The organism is Streptomyces flavochromogenes (genome assembly GCF_000717595.1).
Classification (GTDB): domain Bacteria; phylum Actinomycetota; class Actinomycetes; order Streptomycetales; family Streptomycetaceae; genus Streptomyces; species Streptomyces flavochromogenes.
In genome coordinates this window covers 49,635-71,101 of sequence record NZ_JNZO01000003.1, presented here as the reverse complement: position 1 = coordinate 71,101, position 21,467 = coordinate 49,635, and the positions used below count along the sequence as shown (strand labels likewise).

Annotated in this window: 20 protein-coding genes; 14 read left to right on the top strand and 6 right to left on the bottom strand. The window is 74.3% G+C overall.

Annotated elements, in window-relative coordinates; all coding sequences use genetic code 11:
- Nucleotides 1–204 precede the first annotated feature (204 nt).
- Complete coding sequence (locus IF00_RS0104100) at nt 205–918, top strand: cyclodityrosine synthase (RefSeq protein WP_078944535.1); 714 nt, start codon at nt 205–207, stop codon at nt 916–918.
- Entirely contained in the window at nt 915–2,108 is a 1,194-nt protein-coding gene (locus IF00_RS0104095) for a cytochrome P450 (protein ID WP_030314280.1), read from the top strand. Before IF00_RS0104100 ends, IF00_RS0104095 begins: the two co-directional genes overlap by 4 nt.
- A 56-nt stretch (nt 2,109–2,164) precedes the next feature.
- Here IF00_RS0104095 and IF00_RS0104090 read toward each other — a convergent pair whose 3' ends face one another.
- On the bottom strand, nt 2,165–2,440 hold the full coding sequence (locus IF00_RS0104090) for a hypothetical protein (RefSeq protein WP_030314279.1): 276 nt from the start codon (nt 2,438–2,440) through the stop codon (nt 2,165–2,167).
- Nucleotides 2,441–2,588: 148 nt separating this feature from the next.
- On the opposite strand from IF00_RS0104090, the gene IF00_RS0104085 reads away from it, so the two are divergent.
- Nucleotides 2,589–2,948, top strand: coding sequence for an arsenate reductase family protein (locus IF00_RS0104085; RefSeq protein ID WP_030314277.1), 360 nt, complete (start codon nt 2,589–2,591; stop codon nt 2,946–2,948).
- Between the two features lie 47 nt (nt 2,949–2,995).
- Here the strand turns inward: IF00_RS0104085 and IF00_RS0104080 are convergent, their stop codons facing one another.
- Nucleotides 2,996–3,874: an alpha/beta fold hydrolase gene (locus IF00_RS0104080; RefSeq protein WP_037637480.1), complete on the bottom strand. Its 879-nt coding sequence runs from the start codon at nt 3,872–3,874 to the stop codon at nt 2,996–2,998.
- A 74-nt stretch (nt 3,875–3,948) separates the two neighbouring features.
- On the opposite strand from IF00_RS0104080, the gene IF00_RS0104075 reads away from it, so the two are divergent.
- A complete protein-coding gene (locus IF00_RS0104075; protein WP_051819837.1) occupies nt 3,949–4,383 on the top strand; it encodes a MarR family winged helix-turn-helix transcriptional regulator in 435 nt (144 codons plus the stop codon).
- Entirely contained in the window at nt 4,380–5,804 is a 1,425-nt protein-coding gene (gene pdxR / locus IF00_RS0104070) for a MocR-like pyridoxine biosynthesis transcription factor PdxR (RefSeq protein ID WP_030314272.1), read from the top strand. The genes IF00_RS0104075 and pdxR overlap by 4 nt, the downstream gene beginning before the upstream one ends.
- Here the strand turns inward: pdxR and IF00_RS0104065 are convergent.
- On the bottom strand, nt 5,723–6,712 hold the full coding sequence (locus IF00_RS0104065; protein ID WP_245234426.1) for a Gfo/Idh/MocA family protein: 990 nt from the start codon (nt 6,710–6,712) through the stop codon (nt 5,723–5,725). The two genes, pdxR and IF00_RS0104065, sit on opposite strands and share 82 nt — an antisense overlap.
- Nucleotides 6,713–6,933: 221 nt before the next feature.
- Here IF00_RS0104065 and IF00_RS0104060 point away from each other — a divergent pair, with 221 nt between their 5' ends.
- From IF00_RS0104060 to IF00_RS0104040, 4 genes are all read left to right on the top strand, one after another.
- Entirely contained in the window at nt 6,934–8,343 is a 1,410-nt protein-coding gene (locus tag IF00_RS0104060; RefSeq protein ID WP_030314268.1) for a hypothetical protein, read from the top strand.
- On the top strand, nt 8,340–9,560 hold the full coding sequence (locus IF00_RS0104055) for an ARPP-2 domain-containing protein (protein WP_030314267.1): 1,221 nt from the start codon (nt 8,340–8,342) through the stop codon (nt 9,558–9,560). The genes IF00_RS0104060 and IF00_RS0104055 overlap by 4 nt, the downstream gene beginning before the upstream one ends.
- Before the next feature lie 138 nt (nt 9,561–9,698).
- Complete coding sequence (gene glnII / locus IF00_RS0104050) at nt 9,699–10,730, top strand: glutamine synthetase (RefSeq protein ID WP_030314265.1); 1,032 nt, start codon at nt 9,699–9,701, stop codon at nt 10,728–10,730.
- Nucleotides 10,731–11,158: 428 nt separating this feature from the next.
- Nucleotides 11,159–11,704, top strand: a complete 546-nt coding sequence (locus IF00_RS0104040) for a winged helix-turn-helix domain-containing protein (protein ID WP_030314263.1) — start codon at nt 11,159–11,161, stop codon at nt 11,702–11,704.
- A 22-nt stretch (nt 11,705–11,726) separates the two neighbouring features.
- On the opposite strand, the gene IF00_RS0104035 is transcribed toward IF00_RS0104040, so the two are convergent.
- Both IF00_RS0104035 and IF00_RS0104030 read right to left on the bottom strand, forming a co-directional pair.
- Complete coding sequence (locus tag IF00_RS0104035; protein ID WP_030314261.1) at nt 11,727–13,208, bottom strand: PepSY-associated TM helix domain-containing protein; 1,482 nt, start codon at nt 13,206–13,208, stop codon at nt 11,727–11,729.
- A gap of 51 nt (nt 13,209–13,259) precedes the next feature.
- The gene (locus IF00_RS0104030) at nt 13,260–13,868 is read right to left on the bottom strand and encodes a hypothetical protein (protein WP_245234425.1); all 609 of its coding nucleotides are present in this window, start codon (nt 13,866–13,868) and stop codon (nt 13,260–13,262) included.
- 264 nt (nt 13,869–14,132) lie between these two features.
- Here IF00_RS0104030 and IF00_RS0104025 point away from each other — a divergent pair, with 264 nt between their 5' ends.
- The 5 genes from IF00_RS0104025 to IF00_RS0104005 all read left to right on the top strand — a co-directional run bounded on the left by IF00_RS0104025 (nt 14,133) and on the right by IF00_RS0104005 (nt 20,872).
- Nucleotides 14,133–15,134 carry an NAD-dependent epimerase/dehydratase family protein gene (locus tag IF00_RS0104025; RefSeq protein ID WP_030314257.1) on the top strand — a complete coding sequence of 334 codons (1,002 nt, stop codon included), beginning with the start codon at nt 14,133–14,135 and terminating at the stop codon, nt 15,132–15,134.
- Nucleotides 15,135–15,353: 219 nt separating this feature from the next.
- Nucleotides 15,354–16,154, top strand: coding sequence for a tyrosine-protein phosphatase (locus IF00_RS0104020; RefSeq protein WP_030314255.1), 801 nt, complete (start codon nt 15,354–15,356; stop codon nt 16,152–16,154).
- 128 nt (nt 16,155–16,282) lie between these two features.
- Complete coding sequence (locus IF00_RS42535; protein WP_030314253.1) at nt 16,283–18,817, top strand: hypothetical protein; 2,535 nt, start codon at nt 16,283–16,285, stop codon at nt 18,815–18,817.
- Between the two features lie 103 nt (nt 18,818–18,920).
- Complete coding sequence (locus tag IF00_RS0104010; RefSeq protein ID WP_030314252.1) at nt 18,921–19,805, top strand: metal-dependent hydrolase; 885 nt, start codon at nt 18,921–18,923, stop codon at nt 19,803–19,805.
- Nucleotides 19,805–20,872, top strand: coding sequence for a PDR/VanB family oxidoreductase (locus IF00_RS0104005; protein ID WP_030314245.1), 1,068 nt, complete (start codon nt 19,805–19,807; stop codon nt 20,870–20,872). The genes IF00_RS0104010 and IF00_RS0104005 overlap by 1 nt, the downstream gene beginning before the upstream one ends.
- A gap of 57 nt (nt 20,873–20,929) precedes the next feature.
- Here the strand turns inward: IF00_RS0104005 and IF00_RS0104000 are convergent, their stop codons facing one another.
- A complete protein-coding gene (locus IF00_RS0104000) occupies nt 20,930–21,460 on the bottom strand; it encodes a hypothetical protein (RefSeq protein WP_030314242.1) in 531 nt (176 codons plus the stop codon).
- Nucleotides 21,461–21,467 lie beyond the last annotated feature (7 nt).

The window sequence follows — 21,467 nt, the reverse complement described above, 5'->3', positions numbered from 1 at the left end:
CCCGTCGTCCCCTTCGAGGGGGCGGCGGGCCTCGCCGTTTCCGGCCAAGATCACGAGATGGCGAACAACTGACGAACTCCCGTATGTACCTACGAGTAGGGTGTTCACGCTCCGCGACTGATCGATAGCGTGTCGTCGTCGCCGCCGCCACACCCGGAGCACTGGGCTCCGCTGGGACTAGCTGGCGCGATGAGGACTGCCGACGTGACTCAGGCGGCTTTCGCCCCTGCAGAGACGCTCCGACTCCAGCCGTACACCGATCACTGCCGCGTCATCGCCGACGAGGGCGCGCACGTGGTCATCGGCGTCTCTCCGGGAAACAGTTATTTCACCGCCCAGCGGCTGCGCGAGCTGACGCGCTGGGGCTTGGACCACTTCGACCAGGTCGATCTCGTCTACACCGATCTGCATGTCTCCGACATGTACGAGGCGCTGGGGTACGGGGTCGACGAGGCGCGACGCAAGGCCGTCAAGAACCTGCGGGGGGTGCGGGCGAAGGTGGGGGCGGCCGTGGCCGAGGCCGACCCCACGGGCGTACGGGTACGGGCCCGCGGGATGTCGGAGTTCCAGGCCCTGCCCGCGTACCAGGAGCTGCACCGCCAGGTCGTGGCGGCCGTCGACGGGGATCCGGTGGTACGGCAGACCTGCGACGCCCTCACCGGGATCTTCCTCGCCGGGAAGCTGACGCCGGGGCAGGAGGCGAGCGGGCTCCAGAAGGAGGTGTGCCGGGCGTACATCTGCGCCGAGGTGCCACTGTTCCTGGACACCCCCGCGATCCTCGGGGTGCCGTCCTCGCTCAACTGCTACCACCAGGCCCTGCCCCTCGCCGACCTGCTCTACGCCCGGGGCACCGGGCTGCGTGCCTCCCGCAACCAGGGGCACGGCATCCTCACGCCCGTCGAAGGAGAATCGCGATGACCGTGGTCATGACGAACCGACTGCCTGCGTTCCCCTTCGACTGGGACGGGACCCGGCTGCCCGCGGAGGTCGAGGCGCTCCGCGCCGAACCCGTACGGCGTGTGCGGACGATCGCCGGGGCCGAGGCCTGGCTGGTGTCCTCGTACGAGCTGTGCAGGAAGGTCCTGGAGGACCCGCGGTTCAGCCTGAAGGACACCTCGGCGCCGGGAGCGCCGCGGCAGTACGCGCTGACGATCCCGCCGCACGTGGTCAACAACATGGGCAACATCACCGGGGCCGGCCTGCGCAAGGCCGTCATGAAGGCGATCAACCCGAAGACGCCCGGCCTGGAGGAGTGGCTGCGGGCGCGGGCCGGGGCCCTGGTGGACGCGCTGATCACCGAGGGGGCGCCCGGGGAGCTGCGGGGCGCCTACGCGGATCCGTACTCGGCGGGGCTGCACTGCCGGATGCTGGGCATCCCGGAGGAGGACGGGCCGCGGCTGCTGCGCAGTCTGGACGTGGCCTTCATGAACGCCCCGCACGAGATCGAGGCGGCCCGGCTCCACTGGGACCGGGACATCGCCTACATGACCGAGCGCCTCGACGATCCGGCGACGGGCGGGCTGATGGCGGAGCTCGCGGCGCTGCGCGAGGATCCCGACTACGCGCATCTGACGGACGAGATGCTGGCGACGGTGGGCGTGACGCTGTTCGGGGCCGGGGTGATCTCCACCGCCGGATTCCTGACGATGGCGCTCGTGTCGGTGCTGACCCGGCCGGACGTGCGGGAGGCACTGACCACCGGCGCGCACGGGGTCGCCGGGGCGATGGACGAACTGCTGCGGGTGAATCTGTCGATCGGCGACGGGCTGCCGCGGCTGGCCCTTGAGGACGTGCGGCTCGGCGAGGTCGAGGTGCGGGCCGGTGAACTGGTCCTGGTGCTGGTGGAGGCCGCGAACCACGATCCGGAGCGCTTCCCGGACCCGCTGGTCTTCCGGCCGGACCGGGAGAACGCCGCCGAGCACCTCTCCTTCGGCGGCGGGCGGCACTACTGCCCGGCGACGGCGCTCGGCAAGCGGCACGCCGAGATCGCCCTGGAGACGCTCCTCGACCGGCTGCCGGGGCTGCGGCTCGCGGTGCCGGTCGAACAGCTGGTGTGGCGCACCAACTTCATGAAGCGGCTCCCCGAGCGGCTGCCGGTGGCCTGGTAGCGGGCGGGATCCGACGACGGCGCTGCCCGGCCGGGGCCGGGCAGCGCCCTCCGCCGTCAGCGGCCGTGGCGGATCATGGCCCGCACCATGCGGCAGGTGGTGTCCGAGGGCGGGTGGATGCCGATGTGGTGGGCCGTGCTGCGTATCGCCGCGTTCGTGGCCTTCGACGGGACGTAGACGCCGGCGTCGAGGAGGGCGATCGCGAGGCGCATGGCCTTCAGTCGGCGGTTGTGCGTCACGTACCACTCGCGGGGGCGGCCCGCGGGGAGCGGCTTCTTCTGGAGCGGCTTCCAGGGTTCGAGGGACGGTGTCCGGATCACGGCGAGAGCCATGGGCTACCTCCTGGCGAACGGCGGGGTGCGGGCCCTCCCCGGGACCCTCACCTTCACCCCCCATTTTAGTGGCCCCCACTGACAATCGCCCCTGGCCAGAGGGGGTTTGGGGGGTGGTGGAGCGGGCTCTGGGGGGTACCGTGGGGGCATGGAGATCTGGATCAATCCCGCCTGTTCCAAGTGCCGCAGCGCCCTCACCCTTCTCGACGCCGAGGGCGCCGACTACACCGTGCGCCGCTATCTGGAGGACGTGCCCTCCCCCGACGAGCTCCGGCAGGTGCTCGACCGGCTCGGCCTCGAGCCGTGGGACATCACGCGGACGCAGGAGGCCGTCGCCAAGGAGCTCGGGGTGAAGGAGTGGGCCCGCGACGCCGAGAGCAGGGAGCGGTGGATCGAGGCCCTCTCCGCGCATCCCAAGCTCATCCAGCGGCCGATCATCACCGCCGGGGACGGCACGGCCGTCGTCGGCCGGTCCGAGGAGGCCGTGCGGGACGCGCTCTCGCGCTAGAGGGCGACAAGGCGCCCCCTAGGGGGTGTCCGCCGGTCGCCGTCGGATCAGCCCCAGGCCGCCCCCCAGGGGGTCAGGAAGTCCGTGACGGCGGTCAGGGTCCGCGGCGGCAGCGTGGCCGGAAGGGTGTGGTGGGTCGCCTCCGGGACGAGCTCCGTTCGCAGGCCCGTGGCCGTCGCCCGCCTCGCCGCCTCGCGCACGTCGTGCGTCCGGCTTCCCTCCGCCAGGAGGACCAGGGTCGGCGGGCGCAGCGCGGCGAGTTCGGTGGCGGTCGGGCGGGGACCCGTGACCGGGCGGAGGCGCGGGAGTTCCGCCGCCAGGGTGTCCAGGCGGCGTACCCGGGGGTCGTGTTCCGCGCCGCCCGTCTCCCACGCCAGGAACGCCGCCGTCCGCGCGGCCGTCGGACGCAGCAGGGTCGGCAGCGCCCGCAGCAGGTAGCCCGGGCGGAAGCCGGCGAAGCAGCCGGTCGGGTCGAGCAGGACGAGGCGGTCGGTCCGGTCCGGGGCCGCCAGCGCGTACCGGAGCGCGATCCACCCTCCGTACGAGTGGCCGCAGAAGGCCGCCGAGGTCAGTCCGAGGCCGTCGAGCACGGCGTCCAGCCATGCCGTCAGGTCGGCGGCCGTGCGGATCGGACGGCCGTCCGTCCGGCTGCGGCCCGGGCCGCCGACGAGGTCGACGGCGTGCACCCGGTGCGTCGTGCCGAGCGCCTCGGCCGTGCTCCGCCAGGCGCCGGCGGTCGACCCGCCGCCCGGCAGGAGGAGGACCGGAGGGGCCTCCTCGGCGCCATGGTGCAGGAGGTGCGTGGTGCCGTAGGGGGTGGGGAGTTCCGAGGCCGTCGTGGGGTGCGGCCAGGTCGCGAGGAGTGCGTCGTACGCGGAGGCGTACGCGGAGTCGAAGGCGGAGGCGGCGGTCGGGGACTTGGGCATCTCCTGGTCCTCTCGTTCGGCGATACTCTCGCTCAGCGAGATGATAGGAGGACACGGTGGCCGAGTCACCCGAGATGCGCATCTTTCACCTGCTCCGCGAGGTCACCGTCGAATACGGCCTCCGGCAGGGCGAGTTCGCCGCCCGCAACGGCATGCACCCCACCGACGTACGCGCCCTGATCTGCCTCCTCGACGCCGAACGCGCCGGCACGGACGCCACCGCCGGGTGGCTCGGCGAGCGGCTCGGCCTCAACTCGGCCGGCACGACCGCCGTCGTCGACCGGCTCGAACGCCTCGGGCATGTGGCCCGCGTCCGCGACACCCGCGACCGGCGGCGTGTGCTCCTCACCGTGGAGGACCGGGCGAAGGAACTGGGACGTGCCCACTTCGGTCCCCTCGTCGAAGGGGCCGTGACCCTGCTCGGCGGCTTCGAGGAGGGCGAGAAGGAGGCCGTGCGGCGGTTCCTGACCGGCGTACGGGATCTCATGAGCGACGGTGACGCGTCGTGACCACACCGGAGAACGACGGGCTCGGGGTCGATCTGCACCTGGAGCTGAGCGCCGCCGGCGGACGGCGGGCCGTGCTCATCGCCGCCCTGCGCGAGGCCGTACGCGGCGGACGGCTGGCCCCGGGAACCCGGCTGCCGCCCTACCGGTCCCTCGCCGCCGACCTCGGCATCGCCCGGAACACCGTCGCCGACGCGTACGCCGAGCTCGTCGCCGAAGGCTGGCTCACCTCCCGCCAGGGCTCCGGGACCCGCGTCGCCGACCGGGTCGCCGCCCCCGCCCCCCGGCCCGTACGGACGACCGCGCCGCCCCCGCTCCCGTACGACCTCGTCCAGGGCAAGCCCGACCCCGGCGCCTTCCCCCGCGCCGCCTGGCTGGCGTCGGCCCGGCGGGCCCTGACGGCCGCGCCGCACGAGGCCTTCGGGATCGGCGACCCGCACGGCCGGACCGAACTGCGCCTGGCGCTCGCCGAGTACCTCGCGCGCGTGCGGGGCGTCCGCACCACCCCGGACCGGATCGTGGTCTGCTCCGGCGCCGCGCACGCGCTGCGGCTCCTCGCGCGCGTGCTCGGCCCCGCCGACCCCTGGGCGGTCGAGGCGTACGGGCTGCCCTTCCACCGCGGGCTCCTCGCCGAGGCCGGAGTCACCACCCTGCCGGTGGCCGTCGACGAGGACGGCGCGCGGGTCGCCGAGATCCCGGACCACGCGCGCGCGGTGCTGCTCACCCCCGCCCACCAGTTCCCCACCGGCGGACCTCTGCACCCCGAGCGCCGGGCCGGCGTCCTGGAATGGGCGCGGGCCTCCGGCGGTCTCGTGATCGAGGACGACTACGACGGGGAGTTCCGCTACGACCGGCGACCCGTGGGCGCCGTCCAGGGCCTCGACCCCGAACGGACCGTCCTCATCGGCTCCGTCAGCAAGAGCCTCTCCCCCACCCTGCGTATCGGCTGGATGTGCCTGCCGTCCGCCCTCGTGGACCCGGTGGTCGCGGCGAAGGGCCAACGCGAGCCGTACGCCTCCGCGACGGACCAGCTCACCCTCGCCGACCTCATCGCCTCCGGCGCCTACGACCGGCACGTCCGCCGGATGCGCCAGCGGCACCGCGGGCGGCGCGACCGGCTGACGGCGCTGCTCGCCGAACGGGTTCCGGCGGTACGGGTGACGGGCATCGCCGCCGGGCTGCACGCCGTCCTGGAACTGCCCGCCGGCACGGAACGGGCAGCCCTCGCCGCGACGGCCCGGCGCGGCGTCGCGGTGGAGGGCCTGGCCCCCTATCGCCATCCCCACGCCGAGGATCCGGACCGTCACGACGGCCCGCCCCGTCCGGACGGCCTGGTCGTCGGTTACGCCACGCCGCCGGAGCGGTTGTACCCGCCTGCGCTGGAGGCGCTGTGCGCGGGGCTGGCCGAGGCGCTGGGGACCTGAAGGGCACCCTCTGTCGCCAGGGCCTCCGCCGCCGTCAGGATCTCCGTGAGACGCAGGCCGAAGCGGGCGTCGCAGGCGTCGGGTTCGCCCGTGCGGGCCGAGCCGATCAGGGCGTCCACCGCGGCACCGAACGCCCCCACCGCCCCGTCCCAGCGGGGAAGTTCGGCCCGGCCCCCGGTGCCGTACAGGGTGAGGGCCGCCTCCGACGCCTCCGGCGGTGCGCTGAGGGTGAGGGTGGCGGTGCTGCTCGCGCCCGAGGCGTGGCGGAGCACCAGGTGGTGGGTGTCCGCCGGGCCGCGCACCGCGGTGATCTCCGTGACGTCTCCGAGGACCGGCAGGTAGACCGACAGGACGTGCGGGCCCACGTCCCACAGGCCGCCCTTCTCACGGCGCCACGGGGAGGCCGCGTACGCACTGCTCGAACCGGCCCCGTAGAGCGAGCCGAGCCAGTGCGCCTCGCCCAGGAACCAGCCGCCGACCGCCGTCTGTTCCTCGATCCAGCGGGCCGTCGGCTCCGCGAAGCGGAGCGTGCAGAACACCACCGAGGCCACTCCCGCGGCCTCCACCGCCTCGGCCACCTCCCGCGCCCCGGCGACCGTCGTCGCGACCGGCTTGTCGAGGAGGACATGGCAGCCGGCCCGCGCGGCCCGGACCGCCAGCGGCGCCTGGACGTCCGGCGGGAGCGCGAGCGCGACGGCGTCGCTGGCCGCGAAGAGCGCTTCCACGTCGTCGTACGCGCGCGTGCCCGAGGCGCCGGCGAGCGCGGCCGCCGCCTCGGGGCGTCTGCCCCACACCCCGCTGAACTCGATCCCCGGATGCCCCGCCAACGCGGGCGCGTGCGTGCGACCGGCCCAGGGGCCGGTGCCGAGGAGTCCGATACGGGGCTTCGCGCCCAGCTGCTTCGCCATGCCCCCAGTCTGCCCGGTGGCTCCGACAGGAGGCCTCCGCGGGTCCGCCCGTGGCCCTCCCCGAAATCCGCTCGCGTCCCTCCCCCCGCCCGGTGCTAGCGTTTCCCGGCCGGCCGCGGGACTCCGGTGCGACTTCCGGAACCTGCCTCTGAAGCAACGTCTTCGCTGTTCGTGCCCTCATTCCCCGGCCGGCACCCACGCGGCACGAGAAGGAGAGACCCTTGTCCGAGCTCGTCGCCGCCGAGGACGTGCTCCTCTTCGTCAATGCCGCCGTGACCGCCACCGGCCAGCGCGAGTTCCGTTCCTCCGCCGCCGAGCAGCGGTTCTCGCTCCGCTTCGTCCACGAGTACGTACGGGTCAACTACCGGCCCGTGTACGCCGCGGCCCTCGCGCTCGACATCAACCACCACAACGCCGCCCTCGTCGTCGAGCAGCTCCTGCGCACCGCCGACGAGGCGGGCGGCCCCGAGGAGAAGCGTGCCGAGGGGCGGCTGATCGGGGCGCGGCTCGCGCTGCTGCCGCCGCAGCGGGTCTACCGGCTGTTCCGTACGCTGCGCGCCGCCGGGGTCAACAACCGGCGTACGCGCGCGATCGTGCGCGCGTGGCTCGCGGCCCGCCCCGATCCCGCCCTGGACGCGGTGAAGTACCGGAGCGGTCTGAAGGCCACCCTCCGGCACGTCCACGGGCGGCTGCCCGACCCCGAGACCGGTGACTTCCTCTTCGCGCCGGGAAGCCGGGTCCGGTACGAGAACCCGACGCTCGACGCGTTCCGCCGCGCCCGCTACGAGCAGGGCGCGCTGTACGAACTGCCGTTCACCGTCGCCGAGGGTTTCGCCGCCAGGCACGGCGTGCCGCGCGCGGTGTTCCTGGAGCGGATCGCACCCCGGATGACCCGGCTCGAACAGCTCAGGACCGAGCGGGCCGCCGATCTGTCCGTGATGCCGCTGACCCGGCTCGCCCTGTACGTCCTCTCGCTGCCGTTCGGGGAACGCGTGGAGCGGCGGGCCGAGCTGACGGGCGCCCTGCGGGCCGCGGCCCGGCGCGCCGCGGGGCCGTACGCGGGGAGCTGGGGGCGGGTGACGGCCGTACTCGACGACAGCTTCTCCTCCTCGGGTTCGGCGGTGAAACGGCGGCGCCCGCTGGCCGTCGCGCTCGGCTGCCACCACCTCCTGGAGGCGCTCGCGGCGCCGGGGGCGTACACCCCGCTCTGGACATCGGGCGGCGACGACCCGCTGCTCGTCCGGCCGTACGGGCCGACTCCGCTGGGCCTGCGGATCCTGGACGGTCTGGAGACCGGACCGGACCGGCTCGTGATCGTCTCGGACGGCTGGGACAACGCACCGCCGGGGCTCGCGGGCGAGGTGCTGCGGGTGTGGCGGTCGCGGCTGGATCCGGAGCGCCGGACGAGCGTGGTGCACCTGAACCCCGTATACGACGCGCAGGGTTTCGACGTACGCAGGCTCGCCCCGAGCGTGCCGGCCGCCGGCATCCGGGACGCGGAGGACCTGGCGGCGCTGGTGGAGATCGCGCAGTTCGCCGAGGGGCGGACGGGGTTCGCGGAGCTGCGGGCCTATCTGGACCGGCGGGTGGAGCTGTTCCTGAAGGCGGCGGAGGAAGGGGGCCGGGCATGACCCTGATCGATCTGACCGGGCTCGACGTCCGCCCCGCCCAGGTATGGGGCGGGGTCCGGCTGGTGCCGCTGGTGCGGGCCGAGCCGGTTCCCGGGCTGCGGCTGCACCGGGAGATGTACGACGGCCTCGGCGCGGTGGACCTGCCCGACCGCGCCACCTACACCTCGTACATCCCGCACGGGTTCGTCGCCGACTGGACGGGGGCGGCGTCCGAGCCGGCCCCGGCGCCGGGGGCGCGCCGGGAGTCCGCCGCGTACGGGACCCGGCTCGGTGGCGGAGGCGGCACGCGCGGCAACGGTGGGCGCGACGAGGCGCCGGACTGCGTGCCCGTCCGCCGGATCCACCGGATGGCCAAGCGACGGCGCGACAAGGACGGGCGCGCCGAGTCACGGCTCCGTTTCCTGCCGCTGCACCTCGCCCTGGAGGGCTATCTCGCGCTGCACTTCGGCGGTCCTTCGATCGTCTGGGACGAGTGGTCCCGCGAGGCGGTCCGGCACGGCCTCTCGCCGCGTGCCGAGGCGGCGTACGCGGGGTGGAGCGTGCCCGGGCTCACGGAGGCGCTGCGGATCTTCGAGGTCCACCCGGGCCAGTGCGGGCTGCTCCTGTACGTGGCCGACGCGCTGGCCGCGGCCTTCGTGGTGCCGCACCCGGACGACTACCGCCTGCTGCACCCGACGCTCGTCGAGGACCTGTACGGGGAGCTGGTCCACCAGTACGCGTACTACGGCGGCCCGGTGCCCGAGTTCACGGCACGGATCCGGGACGGCGCCGGTGGCATCCGTACCCTCGCGGACCTGCGGGCGGCGGCGCGGGAGCAGGAGCGGGCCTGGGCCGTGGCGCACGACGGGATCATGGCGCGGGACCTCCTGGAGACCTCGTACGCCTTCGAGCGGGCCTACCGGGCCGGGCCGTTCGATCTGTACCGGTTCATGCCGCCGTTCGAGCGGGGCGGGCGGGAGCAGCACATCGGGGAGCTGATCACCGACCACAAGGGACGGACGGCCTATCTGAAGACGTTCCGGCTCTCGGAGAACCAGATCCGGAAGGGGTACCTGCTGCGGCGGCTGGCCGACTGCGACTGGCACCTGGGGCGGACCGCGGAGGCTCTGGGGACCTCGTACGCGGAGGTCGTACGGCGTGTCCGGAGCGCGGGTCTCGGCTCGCTCCTGGACACGCACGCCGTCGCACAGCGGCTTCGCGAAAATCAGGAAGGCTGAGTAACACGGGGTTCACATTCGGGCAACCGACGGGAAATCCCGTGTTGCCAAGCTGCGACCGGACACAGACACCGCAGCTTCTCGCAGCGCCGCGAGCCGCAGCGACACCCGCAGCAGCACGCCCAAAGGATGAGGCCCGTGACCTTCAAGGCTGAGTACATCTGGATCGACGGCACCGAGCCGACCGCGAAGCTTCGCTCGAAGACGAAGATCATCGTGGGCGGGGGCGCCACGCTCGGCGAGCTGCCGATCTGGGGCTTCGACGGTTCCAGCACGAACCAGGCCAAGGGCCACGCCTCGGACCGTGTCCTCAAGCCGGTCTTCGTCTGCCCGGACCCGATCCGCGGCGGCGACGACGTCCTGGTGCTGTGCGAGGTCCTCAACACGGACATGACGCCGCACGAGTCCAACACGCGTGCCGCGCTGGCCGAGGTCGCCGCGACGTACGCCGCTCAGGAGCCGATCTTCGGCATCGAGCAGGAGTACACCTTCTTCGAGGGCACCCGCCCGCTCGGCTTCCCGGTCAACGGCTTCCCGGCCGCCCAGGGTGGCTACTACTGCGGCGTCGGCGCGGACGAGATCTTCGGCCGCCCGATCGTCGAGGCGCACCTGGAGAACTGCCTCAAGGCCGGTCTCGGCATCTCCGGCATCAACGCCGAGGTCATGCCGGGCCAGTGGGAGTTCCAGGTCGGCCCCCTGGCGCCGCTCGAGGTCTCCGACCAGCTGTGGATCGCCCGCTGGCTGCTGTACCGCACGGCCGAGGACTTCAACGTCTCCGCGACGCTGGACCCGAAGCCGGTGAAGGGCGACTGGAACGGCGCGGGTGCGCACACCAACTTCTCGACGAAGGCGATGCGCGAGGGCTACGACGCGATCATCACCGCCGCCGAGTCCCTCGGCGAGGGCTCGAAGCCGCTCGACCACGTCAAGAACTACGGCGCCGGCATCGACGACCGCCTGACGGGTCTGCACGAGACCGCCCCGTGGGACCAGTACTCCTACGGCGTCTCGGACCGCGGCGCCTCGGTCCGCATCCCGTGGCAGGTCGAGCAGGACCAGAAGGGCTACATCGAGGACCGCCGCCCGAACGCGAACGTGGACCCGTACACGGTGACCCGCCTCCTGGTGGACACCTGCTGCGAGGCCCTCGCGAAGGCCGGCCAGGTCTGATCCGCACGTCTGCACGTCGAGAGGCGCCCACCCTTCCGGTGGGCGCCTCTCGGCGTTCGTGCCGGGCTCCTCCCGGCCGGATCCGCTGCTCTTCCCGGCGCACGAACCCGGCCCGTTCTCCCGGCATGTGGGAAGGACGACACGGGGTTTGGCCGGTGAAGGGGTCGTCCGCGCCATTCCCTTCTGGTTCAATAGGGATATGGCCATCACACAGAACGACACCGCGACGGGTCGTCACGACCTCGAGCCGTTCTGGCCTTCCCGGCAGCATCACGACTTCGACCGGGTGTGTTGCCGCGCGAGGAACGCGTCGGCCCTCTAAAGCCCCGATCGGTACGGTCCGATCCACGGCCTTCGGCCGACGCGCAACGACGTATGACGAACGACTCCTGTCCGTCCGTTCCTCCGCGCGAAAGAGCTGACTTCCCATGGCCCAGACCGCTCACAGCACCCCCACCGCCGTTCGTCCCGGCCGTCATCGCCTGCGTGCCGTCGATCCCAACGAGGTCGTGGACTTCGCCCAGGTCGCCGACTTCCTGCCGCCGGGCGCCACCCTGCTGCCCGCTCCCCCGCACACCCTGCCGACGCTGCCGGGCCGGCCGCCGATGGTCGGGTACCTCGTGCTCGTACCGGCCGATCAGCAGCCGCGGCTGCCCGTCGCCGCTCCCGCGCCCGTCGCCGCGGTGGAGGACCAGGGGCCCGTGGCCATCGACGGCGTCCGGCGGATCGCCGTCGTCGACGGGCAGGCGCTGGACCTGACATATCTCGAGTTCGAGTTGCTCGCCCATCTGGTGGCGCACCCCCACCGGGTCCACACCCGCGACCAGTTGGTCACCACCGTGTGGGGGTACGGCCACGTCGGTGACGGACGGACCGTCGACGTGCACGTGGCCCGGCTGCGGCGGAAGCTGGGCGCCGAGCACCGCCACACGATCCAGACCGTGCGGCGGGTCGGCTACAAGTACACGCCCTGACCGGGTGGTTCGGTCGTCCCGGTCAGTTCGCCCGTGCCCTGCCCCTCGCCCTGGACACCAGTCCCAGGGCGAGGTCCACGGTCAGGAACAGCAGCAGGCTGATGCCGAGCAGCGGGACGAACCACGCCACGACGGCCGTCACCGCGAGGAGCGGGAGCAGCATCGTCACCGGGACCTTCCGCCAGGCCCCGCGGGCCGCCGGGCGGCCCGGGCGGCGCAGCCACCACATGCGGTAGCCCCACAGGATCAGCAGGATCAGGGCGAGCGCCAGGACCGCCAGGGCCAGCTGGTTGAACAGCCCCAGGAACACCCCCATGTGCGCGTCGATGCCTATCCGGGTGAGCTTCGCGAGGAGCGGGTAGTCGGCGAAGCGGAGCTGGTCGATGACCGCGCCGTCCGCCGGGTTCACCGCCACCGAGTCCAGCTGGAGCGGGAACTGCGCGTCCGTCTCCTTGACCACGTACCCCTTGCCCTCGCTCGGCAGGATCACCGAGATCTTCGGGCTGTCGATGCCGGCCGCGCGGGCCGCCTCCAGGGCCTTGTCGAGGCCGATGTCCGGGCCCTGGGCGGTGGTGCCGCCGGTGTGGCCGCCGCCGTGGCCCTCGTGTTCCGAGGAGCCGCCGGCCGCGCCGCCGACGGTCGCCGTGAGGGTGGGTGTCGCGCCGCCGAGGCCGTCCTGGACGACGCCGATGTTCTCTCCCGCGTACCGCGACCAGGTCAGACCCGTCGCCGACAGCAGGACCAGTCCGGTCACCGCCCACAGGCCGACCGAGCCGTGCCAGGACAGCGTGCGGCGGCGCGAGGCAGGGCCGCCCTCGGGTACGAACAGGGCGCGGCGGTTCTTCCGGCGCCGCCCGAGCCACAGCAGGAGGCCGCCGAGTGCGATGACCCAGAGCCAGCTCGCCGCCAGCTCGCTGTAGTTGCGGCCGGTCTCGCCGAGGTGCAGATCGCGGTGCAGACCGTCGGTCCAGGTGCGCAGCGGGAGGGCGCCGGAGCTTCCGTAGCTGGGCAGCTGTCCGCGCACGTCCCCGGTGTACGGGTCCACGAAGACGGCGAGTGAGGTGTCCTCGGGGACGTCAGGGTCGGCCATCAGGACGCGCGTCGTCGCGCCGGGTTCGGCGCCGGGCCAGACGGCGGTGACGGTGCCGTTCGGGTTGACCTTGCGGGCGATGTTCACCTGCTGGGAGAGCGGCAGGGTCGTCTCGCCGACGGGGACCTCCAGCTCGTGCGCGTACACGACCTTCTCGGCCTGGAAGGAGAGCGCGTAGAGCAGACCGCTCGCGGCGGCCACGAGGAGGAACGGGGCGACGAGCACGCCCGCGTAGAAGTGGAGGCGGAGGACGAGGGGGCGGAGGGCGCTCCAGGTTCCCGCCGTCTGCGGGGTGGAGGAGGTGGTGGGGGCCTCCGTGGTGGCCTGTGAGGTCTTGGTGGCCTGGGTGGTCTCGGTGCGTTCCGACGGTGGCGCCTGGGGCGTGTCCGGGCGTGCGGGATCGTCGATGGTCATCGCTGTGACTGTCCTTGGAGTCGGTGCAGACAGGGGGAAGGGACCCCCGGGTCAGACGTGTGCTCCGAGGGTCGTGGCGCAAAGTACGGACAGCCGGGGCGGGCCGCGCCGGGACAGGGTGTGTGCGAGGACGACGGTGTGCGGGCGGTGGGCGCTCCGCCGGGCCCGCCGGACGGGGCGACGTGGCGTGTCGGGGACCTGCGCGCCCGCGAAGAGCAGCCGCAGGGGGGTGAAGGCGTACGCGAGGGCGGCTCGGGCGAGGGTGAAGAACGCGGCCTCGCCGTGCGCCAGCCAGAGGCCGCAGAGGAGTGCGGCGAGGAGGTGGGCGGCGAGCATGCCGGCGGTCATGTCCATGGACATCGCGGCGGCGGCGCCCATGTCGTGCGCGCCGGCCGTGCCGACGGCGCCGTGGGAGCCCGCCGACCCGTGCATCGCGTGCATGCCGGCCATGTCGTGCGAGGCCGTCGCCGCCGGGTGACCCGTGTCCCCGGCCCGGGCACCGGCCAGTGAGAAGAGCAGGTGCAGTGCGCCCTGGAGGACGAACAGCGTGCCCGCGATCGTCGGGGCGCCCCGGCGCCTGCCCGCGGCGGCCCACGCCGCGGCGGCCGTCACGGCGAAGGCGCCGAGCAGCGCGAGTGCCGGAAGTCGATGCGCAGACATGGACGAATGCCCCACGGCAGCCAACGTCACGCACACCACCGCGAACAGGGCGGCTCTCAACGCGCGCAGGGGCGACCGGGCATCCGTCATCGCCCGTCATGGTGCCACCCCGCACCTCGGCGTACGAGACCCCCCTCCCCAACCGATGACGTTCCTCCCGGACCGATGACCTTCCTCTCGGACCGATGACCTTCCTCCCTCGGCGGAATCCTCCGGCAGCGAAAGCCCTGGTCCCGTGCCGTGCCGCCCCGGCACGCTCTGATCATGAAACTGTTGATGCTCGGAGGTACGGAATTCGTCGGCCGCGCGGTCGTCGAGGCGGCGCTCGCCAGGGGCTGGGAGGTGACCGTCTTCCACCGCGGCCGGCATGCGGCACCGGCGGGGGTCACCTCGCTCATCGGCGACCGCACGACCGGCCCCGACGGTCTCGCCGCGCTCGCCACGGGCTCCTGGGACGCCGTCGTGGACACCTGGTCGGCCGCGCCGTCCGCGGTGCGGGACGTGGCACGGCTGCTCGCCGACCGGGTCGGGCGGTACGCGTATGTGTCGAGCCGTTCGGTGTACGCGTGGCCCGCGGCGGCCGGGCTGGACGAGGACGGCCCGCTGGTGGAGGGTTCGGCCGACGACGGGGACGTGCCGTACGCCGAGGCCAAGCGGGGTGGCGAGCTCGCCGCCACCGCCGCGTTCGGCGCGGACCGGACGCTGCTCGTCCGCGCGGGCCTCATCCTCGGCCCGTACGAGAACGTGGGCCGACTGCCCTGGTGGCTGGGCCGGATCGCGCGCGGCGGCCCGATCCTCGCCCCCGGGCCCGCCTCGCTCTCGGTCCAGTACGTCGACGTCCGGGACCTCGCCGAGTGGACGCTCGACGCGGTGGCCGCGGGGCTCTCGGGGCCGTACAACCTCGTCTCACCGCCCGGGCACGTGACCATGGGCGATCTGCTCGACGCGTGCGTGCGGGCCACCGGCTCCGACGCCGAACTCCGCTGGACCGAGCCGGAGGCGCTGGTCGAGGCCGGGGCGGCGCCGTGGTCGGAGCTGCCCGTGTGGCTGCCGCCGGGCGAGATGTACGACGCGATGCACTGCGCCGATGTCTCCCGCGCCCTCGCTGCGGGGCTGCGCTGCCGGTCGGCGGCGGAGACGGTCGCGGACACGTGGGCGTGGCTGGAATCGGTCGGGGGCACGGCGCCCCAGCGCCCGGACCGGCCGCAGGTCGGTCTCTCCCCCGAGCGCGAGGCGGAGGTGCTGGCGGCGCTCGCGAAGGGGTGAGGCGGGAGGGGGACGGGGTGGAGGGTCCGGGCCGGGGACCGGGGTGGAGGGTCCGGGCCGGGGACCGGGGTGGAGGGCCGGGGCGGCGGGTCCGGGCGGGAGCCGGGGCGGTGGGTCGGCACGGGGGCGGAACACCCGTCCGAAAAGTCTGGAACTGCCCGTATCGGGTTGATCCACTACGGTCGACACGAACGCGTACGTACCGGAGGAGTCGACGTCATGCCCGCCATCCCCGCCGCCTCCGTCGCCAACCTCCGTGACCTGGGCGGTCTGCCGCTCGCCGGCGGGCAGGCCGTCCGTCCGGGCCTCGTCCTGCGTTCCGCCCACCTCGACCGGCTCGACCCGGCCGAGCCGACCGTGGCCGCGCTGGGCATCCGTACGGTCGTCGACCTCCGTACGGCGACCGAGCGCGCCGACCGGCCCGACCGGCTTCCCGCCGGCGCCCGGCGCCTCGTCGCGGACGTGCTCGCCGACCGTCTGGCCACCAGCGGGCTGCCGCCCGCCGCCCGCCTCAAGGCGCTGCTCACCGACCCGGCGCTCGCCGAGGAGCTCCTCGGCGGGGGCCAGGTCCGGGCGGCCTTCGCCCGGACGTACCGGACCTTCGTCTCCGGCGAGTCCGCCCGCGCCGCATACGGCACCCTCCTCACCGAGCTGGGCGCTCCGGACGCCGGTCCGCTGCTCTTCCACTGTTCGGCGGGCAAGGACCGGACGGGGTGGGCGGCGACGGTCGTCCTGTCGCTGCTCGGCGCGGACGAGGAGACCGTGCGGGAGGAGTACCTGTCGGTCAACACGGCCGTTCGGCAGGCCTTCGCTCCGATGATCGAGGGGTTCACGGCCCAGGGCGGCGACCCCGATCTCGCGCTCGATCTGATCGGGGTCCTGCCGCGGTACCTGGACGCGGCGCTCGACGAAGTGGCGGTCCGGCACGGGTCGATGGAGCGGTACGTACGGGAGGGCCTCGGGGTCCCGGACGAGGTGACGGAGCGGATCCGTGAGCGGCTGACGGTCCGCGCGGGGTGAGCCGGCGGGGAGGCCGCCCTCCGCGCCGGACGGGGAGGGCGGCCCTCCCGCCGGACGGGGAGTCGGGCGCGGTGCCTCCTTCCGGACCGCCGGGGTGACCATCGGAAGAATCGCTCGTTCTGCTGAATGTGAGCACCAAGGATCTCGTTCCCTCGCCCGTGGGCCCCGTCGACGTCGAGCAGGCCGAGGCCGCGCTCGTCGAGCGCTATCCGCGTCTCGTCCGCATCGCCTACCTGGTGCTGCCGCCGTCGCTCGGCCGCAACCGCCGGGTGCTGACCGCGCACGCGCTCGTCCAGCGTTCGCTGCCGCGCCGCCGGGTCGCGGGTCCGGCGGTGCCGGAGCCGCGGCTCGCGGAGGACGCGGTCGATCCCGGTTACGCGTACGTACGGGGTGAGGTGCTGCGGCAGGCACTCGTCGCGGGGCTGCCGTTGCGGCGCCTCGCGCTGCCGCGCCGGGCGCAGTTCCCGCCGCTGCTGCCGCACGTGTGGGGGCTGCGGCTGTTCCCCCGGGTCGGGGGCGCGGACGAACTCGCCCTGGACCAGCGGCTGTCCCGGCTCTCCGGCCCGGGCCGTGCGGCGTACGTCCTGCGGGGCCTGGAACGCCAGGGCGACGCGGAGGTCCTGCGGGTGCTGGCGTCGGCGGGGGTGGAGGACCCGGTGTCCGCGCTGGCGGAGGCGGACGCGCTGGAGGACGGGCCGGAGGCCCCGAGTCACGGGCCGGACGGGCCCCGCCCCCCGGCGGGGGGCGGGGCCGACTCCGCGGGTCGGGCCGGATCGGCGGGCAGGGTCGGCGAGCAGGCGGGACCCGGCCGGGGCGGGACCGGCGGCCGCGAGGGCTTCGGGCCGGGCGCGGGACCTGCCGGCCCGGCCGGCACCCGTTCCGTCGGCGACGCCGGGCCCGCGGACCGGACCGGCGCCGCGGGTACGGGCCCGTACGGCCGCAGCGACCGAGTGGGCGAACAGCCCGGCCGGGGCGGGGCCGGAGGCGCGCGCGGCGACGGGCCGGGGCCCGACGGGCCCACGGACACGGGCGGAACGGCAGGACCGGGCCCCCGGGGCGGCGGTACGGACAGCGGGCCCGGGCCCGGCCGCGAGAGCGGCCACGGAGTCTCCGGCGCGCGCGGGGAAGCGGCCGGAGACGCGGCCGGACGGACCGCCGGACGCAGGGAAGCCGGCGCGGCGGACGGCTCGGCCGGACAGGCGGGAGCAGGCCTGGGCGACGGCCCCGCGGGGCGCGGCGGCGGCCCCGCGGTCGGCGCGGGCCTCCCGGGCCTCCCCCCGGTCCGGCACGGCTTCGATCCCGGCCGTCGTCGCAGTGGTGTCGCCCTGCTGGAGTCCGACGAGTTCGATCCCTGTGCGCTCCAGGCGCGGCCCACCGATCTGCTGCGGCGGCGGCAGCACGTGCGGGCCGGGATCGTCGCCGTCGCCGCGTTGCTCGTGTGCGGGGCGCTGCTCGGGCTGCCCGGCGACGGGTGGGGCAGAAACGGTGCTGCTGCACCCTCGTACGCCCGTAACCCCGCCGCCGAGGCCGCACTCGACCCCGGGGCCCTCAAGCGGGTCGGTCCGGCCGTCTGGCCCGGTTCCACCCGGCAGGACTTCTCCGTGTGGCCCGCGCGCGGTGCGCTCACCGGGGACCGCGCGCTGCTGCGGCGCGCGCTCGCCGTGTGGGCGCGGCCCGGCGCGTCCGTGCAGTCCTCCGCCACGCCCGGGACACCGGTCGGGCCGCCCATGGGGCCGCCCCAGCTGCTCTTCGCCGGGGTGGTCGACGGGGCCCGGGTGGTGCTCCTCCACGACGGGCTGCGGGCCGTGCGGTACGCGGAGCCCGTCGGGGGTGCGGCCGGTGCCGTGCTCGACTTCGCGCGGACCGACGGGGCCGACACCGCCGGCTCGGCCGCGCTCGTCCTGTCCCGTGCGGCCGGCAACGTCCGTTATCTGACGGCTCCTTGGGTGCAGGAGACCGCTGTACGGGATCTCCTCGCGCCCCGTGAGGACGCGCGGCCGCTGGGGCGGGACGCCGGCGGGGTGACCGAGCCGATGACCAGTCCCGCGCTCGCGGAGGGCTGCACCCGCTGGAACGCCCTTCAGGTGCGGGACGGTTCCGGGCTCCGGATGCTCGCCGATCTCGGGGAGCTCGCGCCCGCCCGGCTGCTCTGGGGGCCGCCCGCCGCACCCGCCGACGCCACGAACTCCGAGGCGCGCGAGACCTGGGCGCGGACCGCGTGCCAGCTGACGGCGGTACGGGCGCACGGCGTCCGGTCCGTGAACGCCTGGCGGTTCGCCCGGCAGCCGCTGCCCGAGGGTGCCGGGCGCGGCACCTGGCTGTGCACCCGCGCGGAGACCTGGCGCGGCACGGGCAGTCGGGTCCTCGCCCAGTTCCTGGTCCCGTCGGCCACCGCGCCGGCCGCCCTCGCGGCCCGTTCCGAGGGGTCGCCCGCCTGCGGGGTGCGCGATCCCCGGGTCCTGGCCGGGGTGCTCTGGCAGGCGCCCAGTGGCGGCTGGTACGTGCTGGCCGCCGGGAGTGCGGACTTCACCGCCCTGGAGACCTCCGGCGGGGTGAAGGGCCGGTCGGACGGTCCTCTGCTGGCCGTGAAGGCCGCGGCCGGAGCCCGCGCCGACCTCGCCGGCACCCTGCCCGACGGGACCCGGGTGAGCGCTCTGAGGTGAGGCGTGAGCCGGGTGGGGGAGGTGCGGGCGTCCGCTCCCCCACCGGTCAGAAAGACCGTGCACACCTCTGTCGCCACCGCCTACCCCTCAGTACATTGACGCCATGTCTAATACGCAGCCTGCACCGGTGGCGTCGGAGCACGTCGAGCTCAAGGCCCGAAAGGTCTCCTTCGACTGGGAGGAGACTCCGCTCCACTGGGTACCCGGCGATCCCTTCACCACGCACACCATCAACGTGCTGCACCTGCTGCTCCCGGCCGGCGAGCGCTGGTTCGTGCACGTCTACCGGCAGGCGCTGCCGTACATCACCGACGACCGGCTGCGCGCGGACGTCATCGGCTTCATCGGCCAGGAGGCCATCCACTCCCAGGCCCATGACGACGTCCTGCCCCACCTCCGGGAGCAGGGCCTCGACCCGACCCCGTACACCGCGCAGGTCGACTGGTTCTTCGAGAAGCTCCTCGGGGACCGGACCCTGCCGCCGGGGCGGCCGCGCCGCTGGTGGCTGATGGAGCGGGTCGCGATGATCGCCGCGATCGAGCACTACACCGCCTTCCTCGGCAACTGGGTCCTCAACGCCGACGAGCTCGACCGCGTCGGCGCCGACCCCACCATGCTCGACCTGCTGCGCTGGCACGGTGCGGAGGAGGTCGAGCACCGCTCGGTCGCCTTCGAGCTGTTCATGCACCTCGACGGCGGCTACCGGCGTCGCGCCCGCACCTGGGCGCTGGCGTTCTCCGCGCTGGTCTTCCTCTGGCAGCGGGGCGTCCGCTTCTTCATGGAGAACGACCCCACCCTCCTCGACGGCAAGGCCTCCCTGGGCCAGTTCGTGCGCAAGGGCCGGCAGGGCGTGCTGCCCTCCACCCCGGACATGCTGCGCTCGATACCCCGCTACCTGAGCCGCGCCTACCACCCCTCCCAGGAGGGTGACACCGCGCAGGCGGCGGCGTACCTGGCCTCCTCCCCCGGCGCCAACGGAGGCCGCTGATGCCCCGGTTCACCACCGTCGCCCTCGTCGCCGGGGCCGCGCTGCTCGTCCGCCGCGCGGTCCGCAGCCGGATGACGACCGCCCCGCTGTGGCCGATGCCCGCCCTCGACGAGCCGGTGTCCGGATACGGCCGGGGCAGCACGGTCCCCCGCAAGGCCCTCGTCACCTCGCGCGGCGCACCGGCCGACGGGGTCGTCGAACTGCGCCTGGAGGGACGCGCGTTGCCCGCCTGGCAGCCCGGCGCGCACATCGACCTCGTCCTGCCCTCCGGACTCGTCCGGCAGTACTCGCTCTGCGGCGACCCGGCCGACCCCACCGCGTACACCGTCGCGACCCGGCTGATCGAGACCGGGCAGGGCGGCCGGGGCGGCTCGCGCGAGGTCCACGAACAGCTCCACGAGGGCGTGGAGATCGAGATCCGGGGCCCGCGCAACCGCTTCCCGCTCGTCGACTCCCCCGCGTACGTCTTCGTCGCCGGCGGCATCGGCATCACGCCGGTCCTGCCGATGCTGCGCGCCGCCGAGGCGGCCGGGGCGGACTGGCGGCTCGTGTACTGCGGGCGCAGCCGCGCCACCATGCCGTACCTGGCGGAGATCGAGGCCCTCGGCCGCCCCGGGGGCCGGGTGACCGTCGTCGCCGAGGACGAGTCCGGCCGCCCCGACCTGGGCTTCCTCGCCGACGTACCGGCCTGGACCCCCGTCTACTGCTGCGGTCCCGACGGGCTCATGGACGCCGTGACGGAGGCGATGCCGGAGGGCGTGGCCCCGCGTATGGAGCGCTTCTCGGCCGCCGCGACGACCGGCGGCACGGCGTTCGAGGTCGAGCTGCGCCGCTCCGGACGCACGGTGCGGGTGGCGGCGGACCAGTCGGTCCTCGCGGCGGTCCACGAGGAGGTACCGGGCCTCATGTACTCCTGCCGGCAGGGCTTCTGCGGGACCTGCCGGCAGCGGGTCCTGGAGGGCGAGATCGACCACCGGGACGAGCTGCTCACCGACGCCGAGCGGGACGGCTCGATGCTGATCTGCGTCTCGCGCTGCGCGGGGAAGCGGCTCGTCCTCGACCTCTGAGAGCGGATGCCAGGGAGTGCCCTGTCGCTCGGGCCCTGCCTGATCGGCAAGGCACCCCTAGGGCAGGACCAGCCAGTCGAGGGCCAGCGCGGCGAGGAGGCCTCCCACCAGGAGCCAGGTGCCGAGCCGCGTACGGCCGTTGCGGGAGAGCTCGATCACGATCCCGCAGAGGATCATCGCGAGTCCGTACACCCCGACGACCAGGACGGACGTCCGGCTCGCGAGACGGATCACCAGGACGACGGCCATCGCGACGAGCAGCACGGAGGCGACGGCGACGCGGATGCGCCGCGCCTGCTTGGGCGTGAGGCCGTCCACGGCGGCTTCGTCGTCCCCGGCCGCCTCGTCCACCTCGTCCGCCTCGTCGGCGTCGTCGTGCTCGTCGTCCGCCTCGCCCGCAGCGACCTCGTCGTCCGCGTCGGCCTCGTCGAGCTCGTCCGTCGCGGCCCGGGCGACCTCGGCGGGTGCGTCCGCCTTCGGGCCCTCGGCCGAGGCCTCCTCGCGTACGGTGTCGGGCTCTTCGGCCTCGGGGGCCTCCGGGGCCTCGGTGGCCTGGGCGGCCGGGGTGTCCTGGTCGGAAGCGCTCATGGGGCAG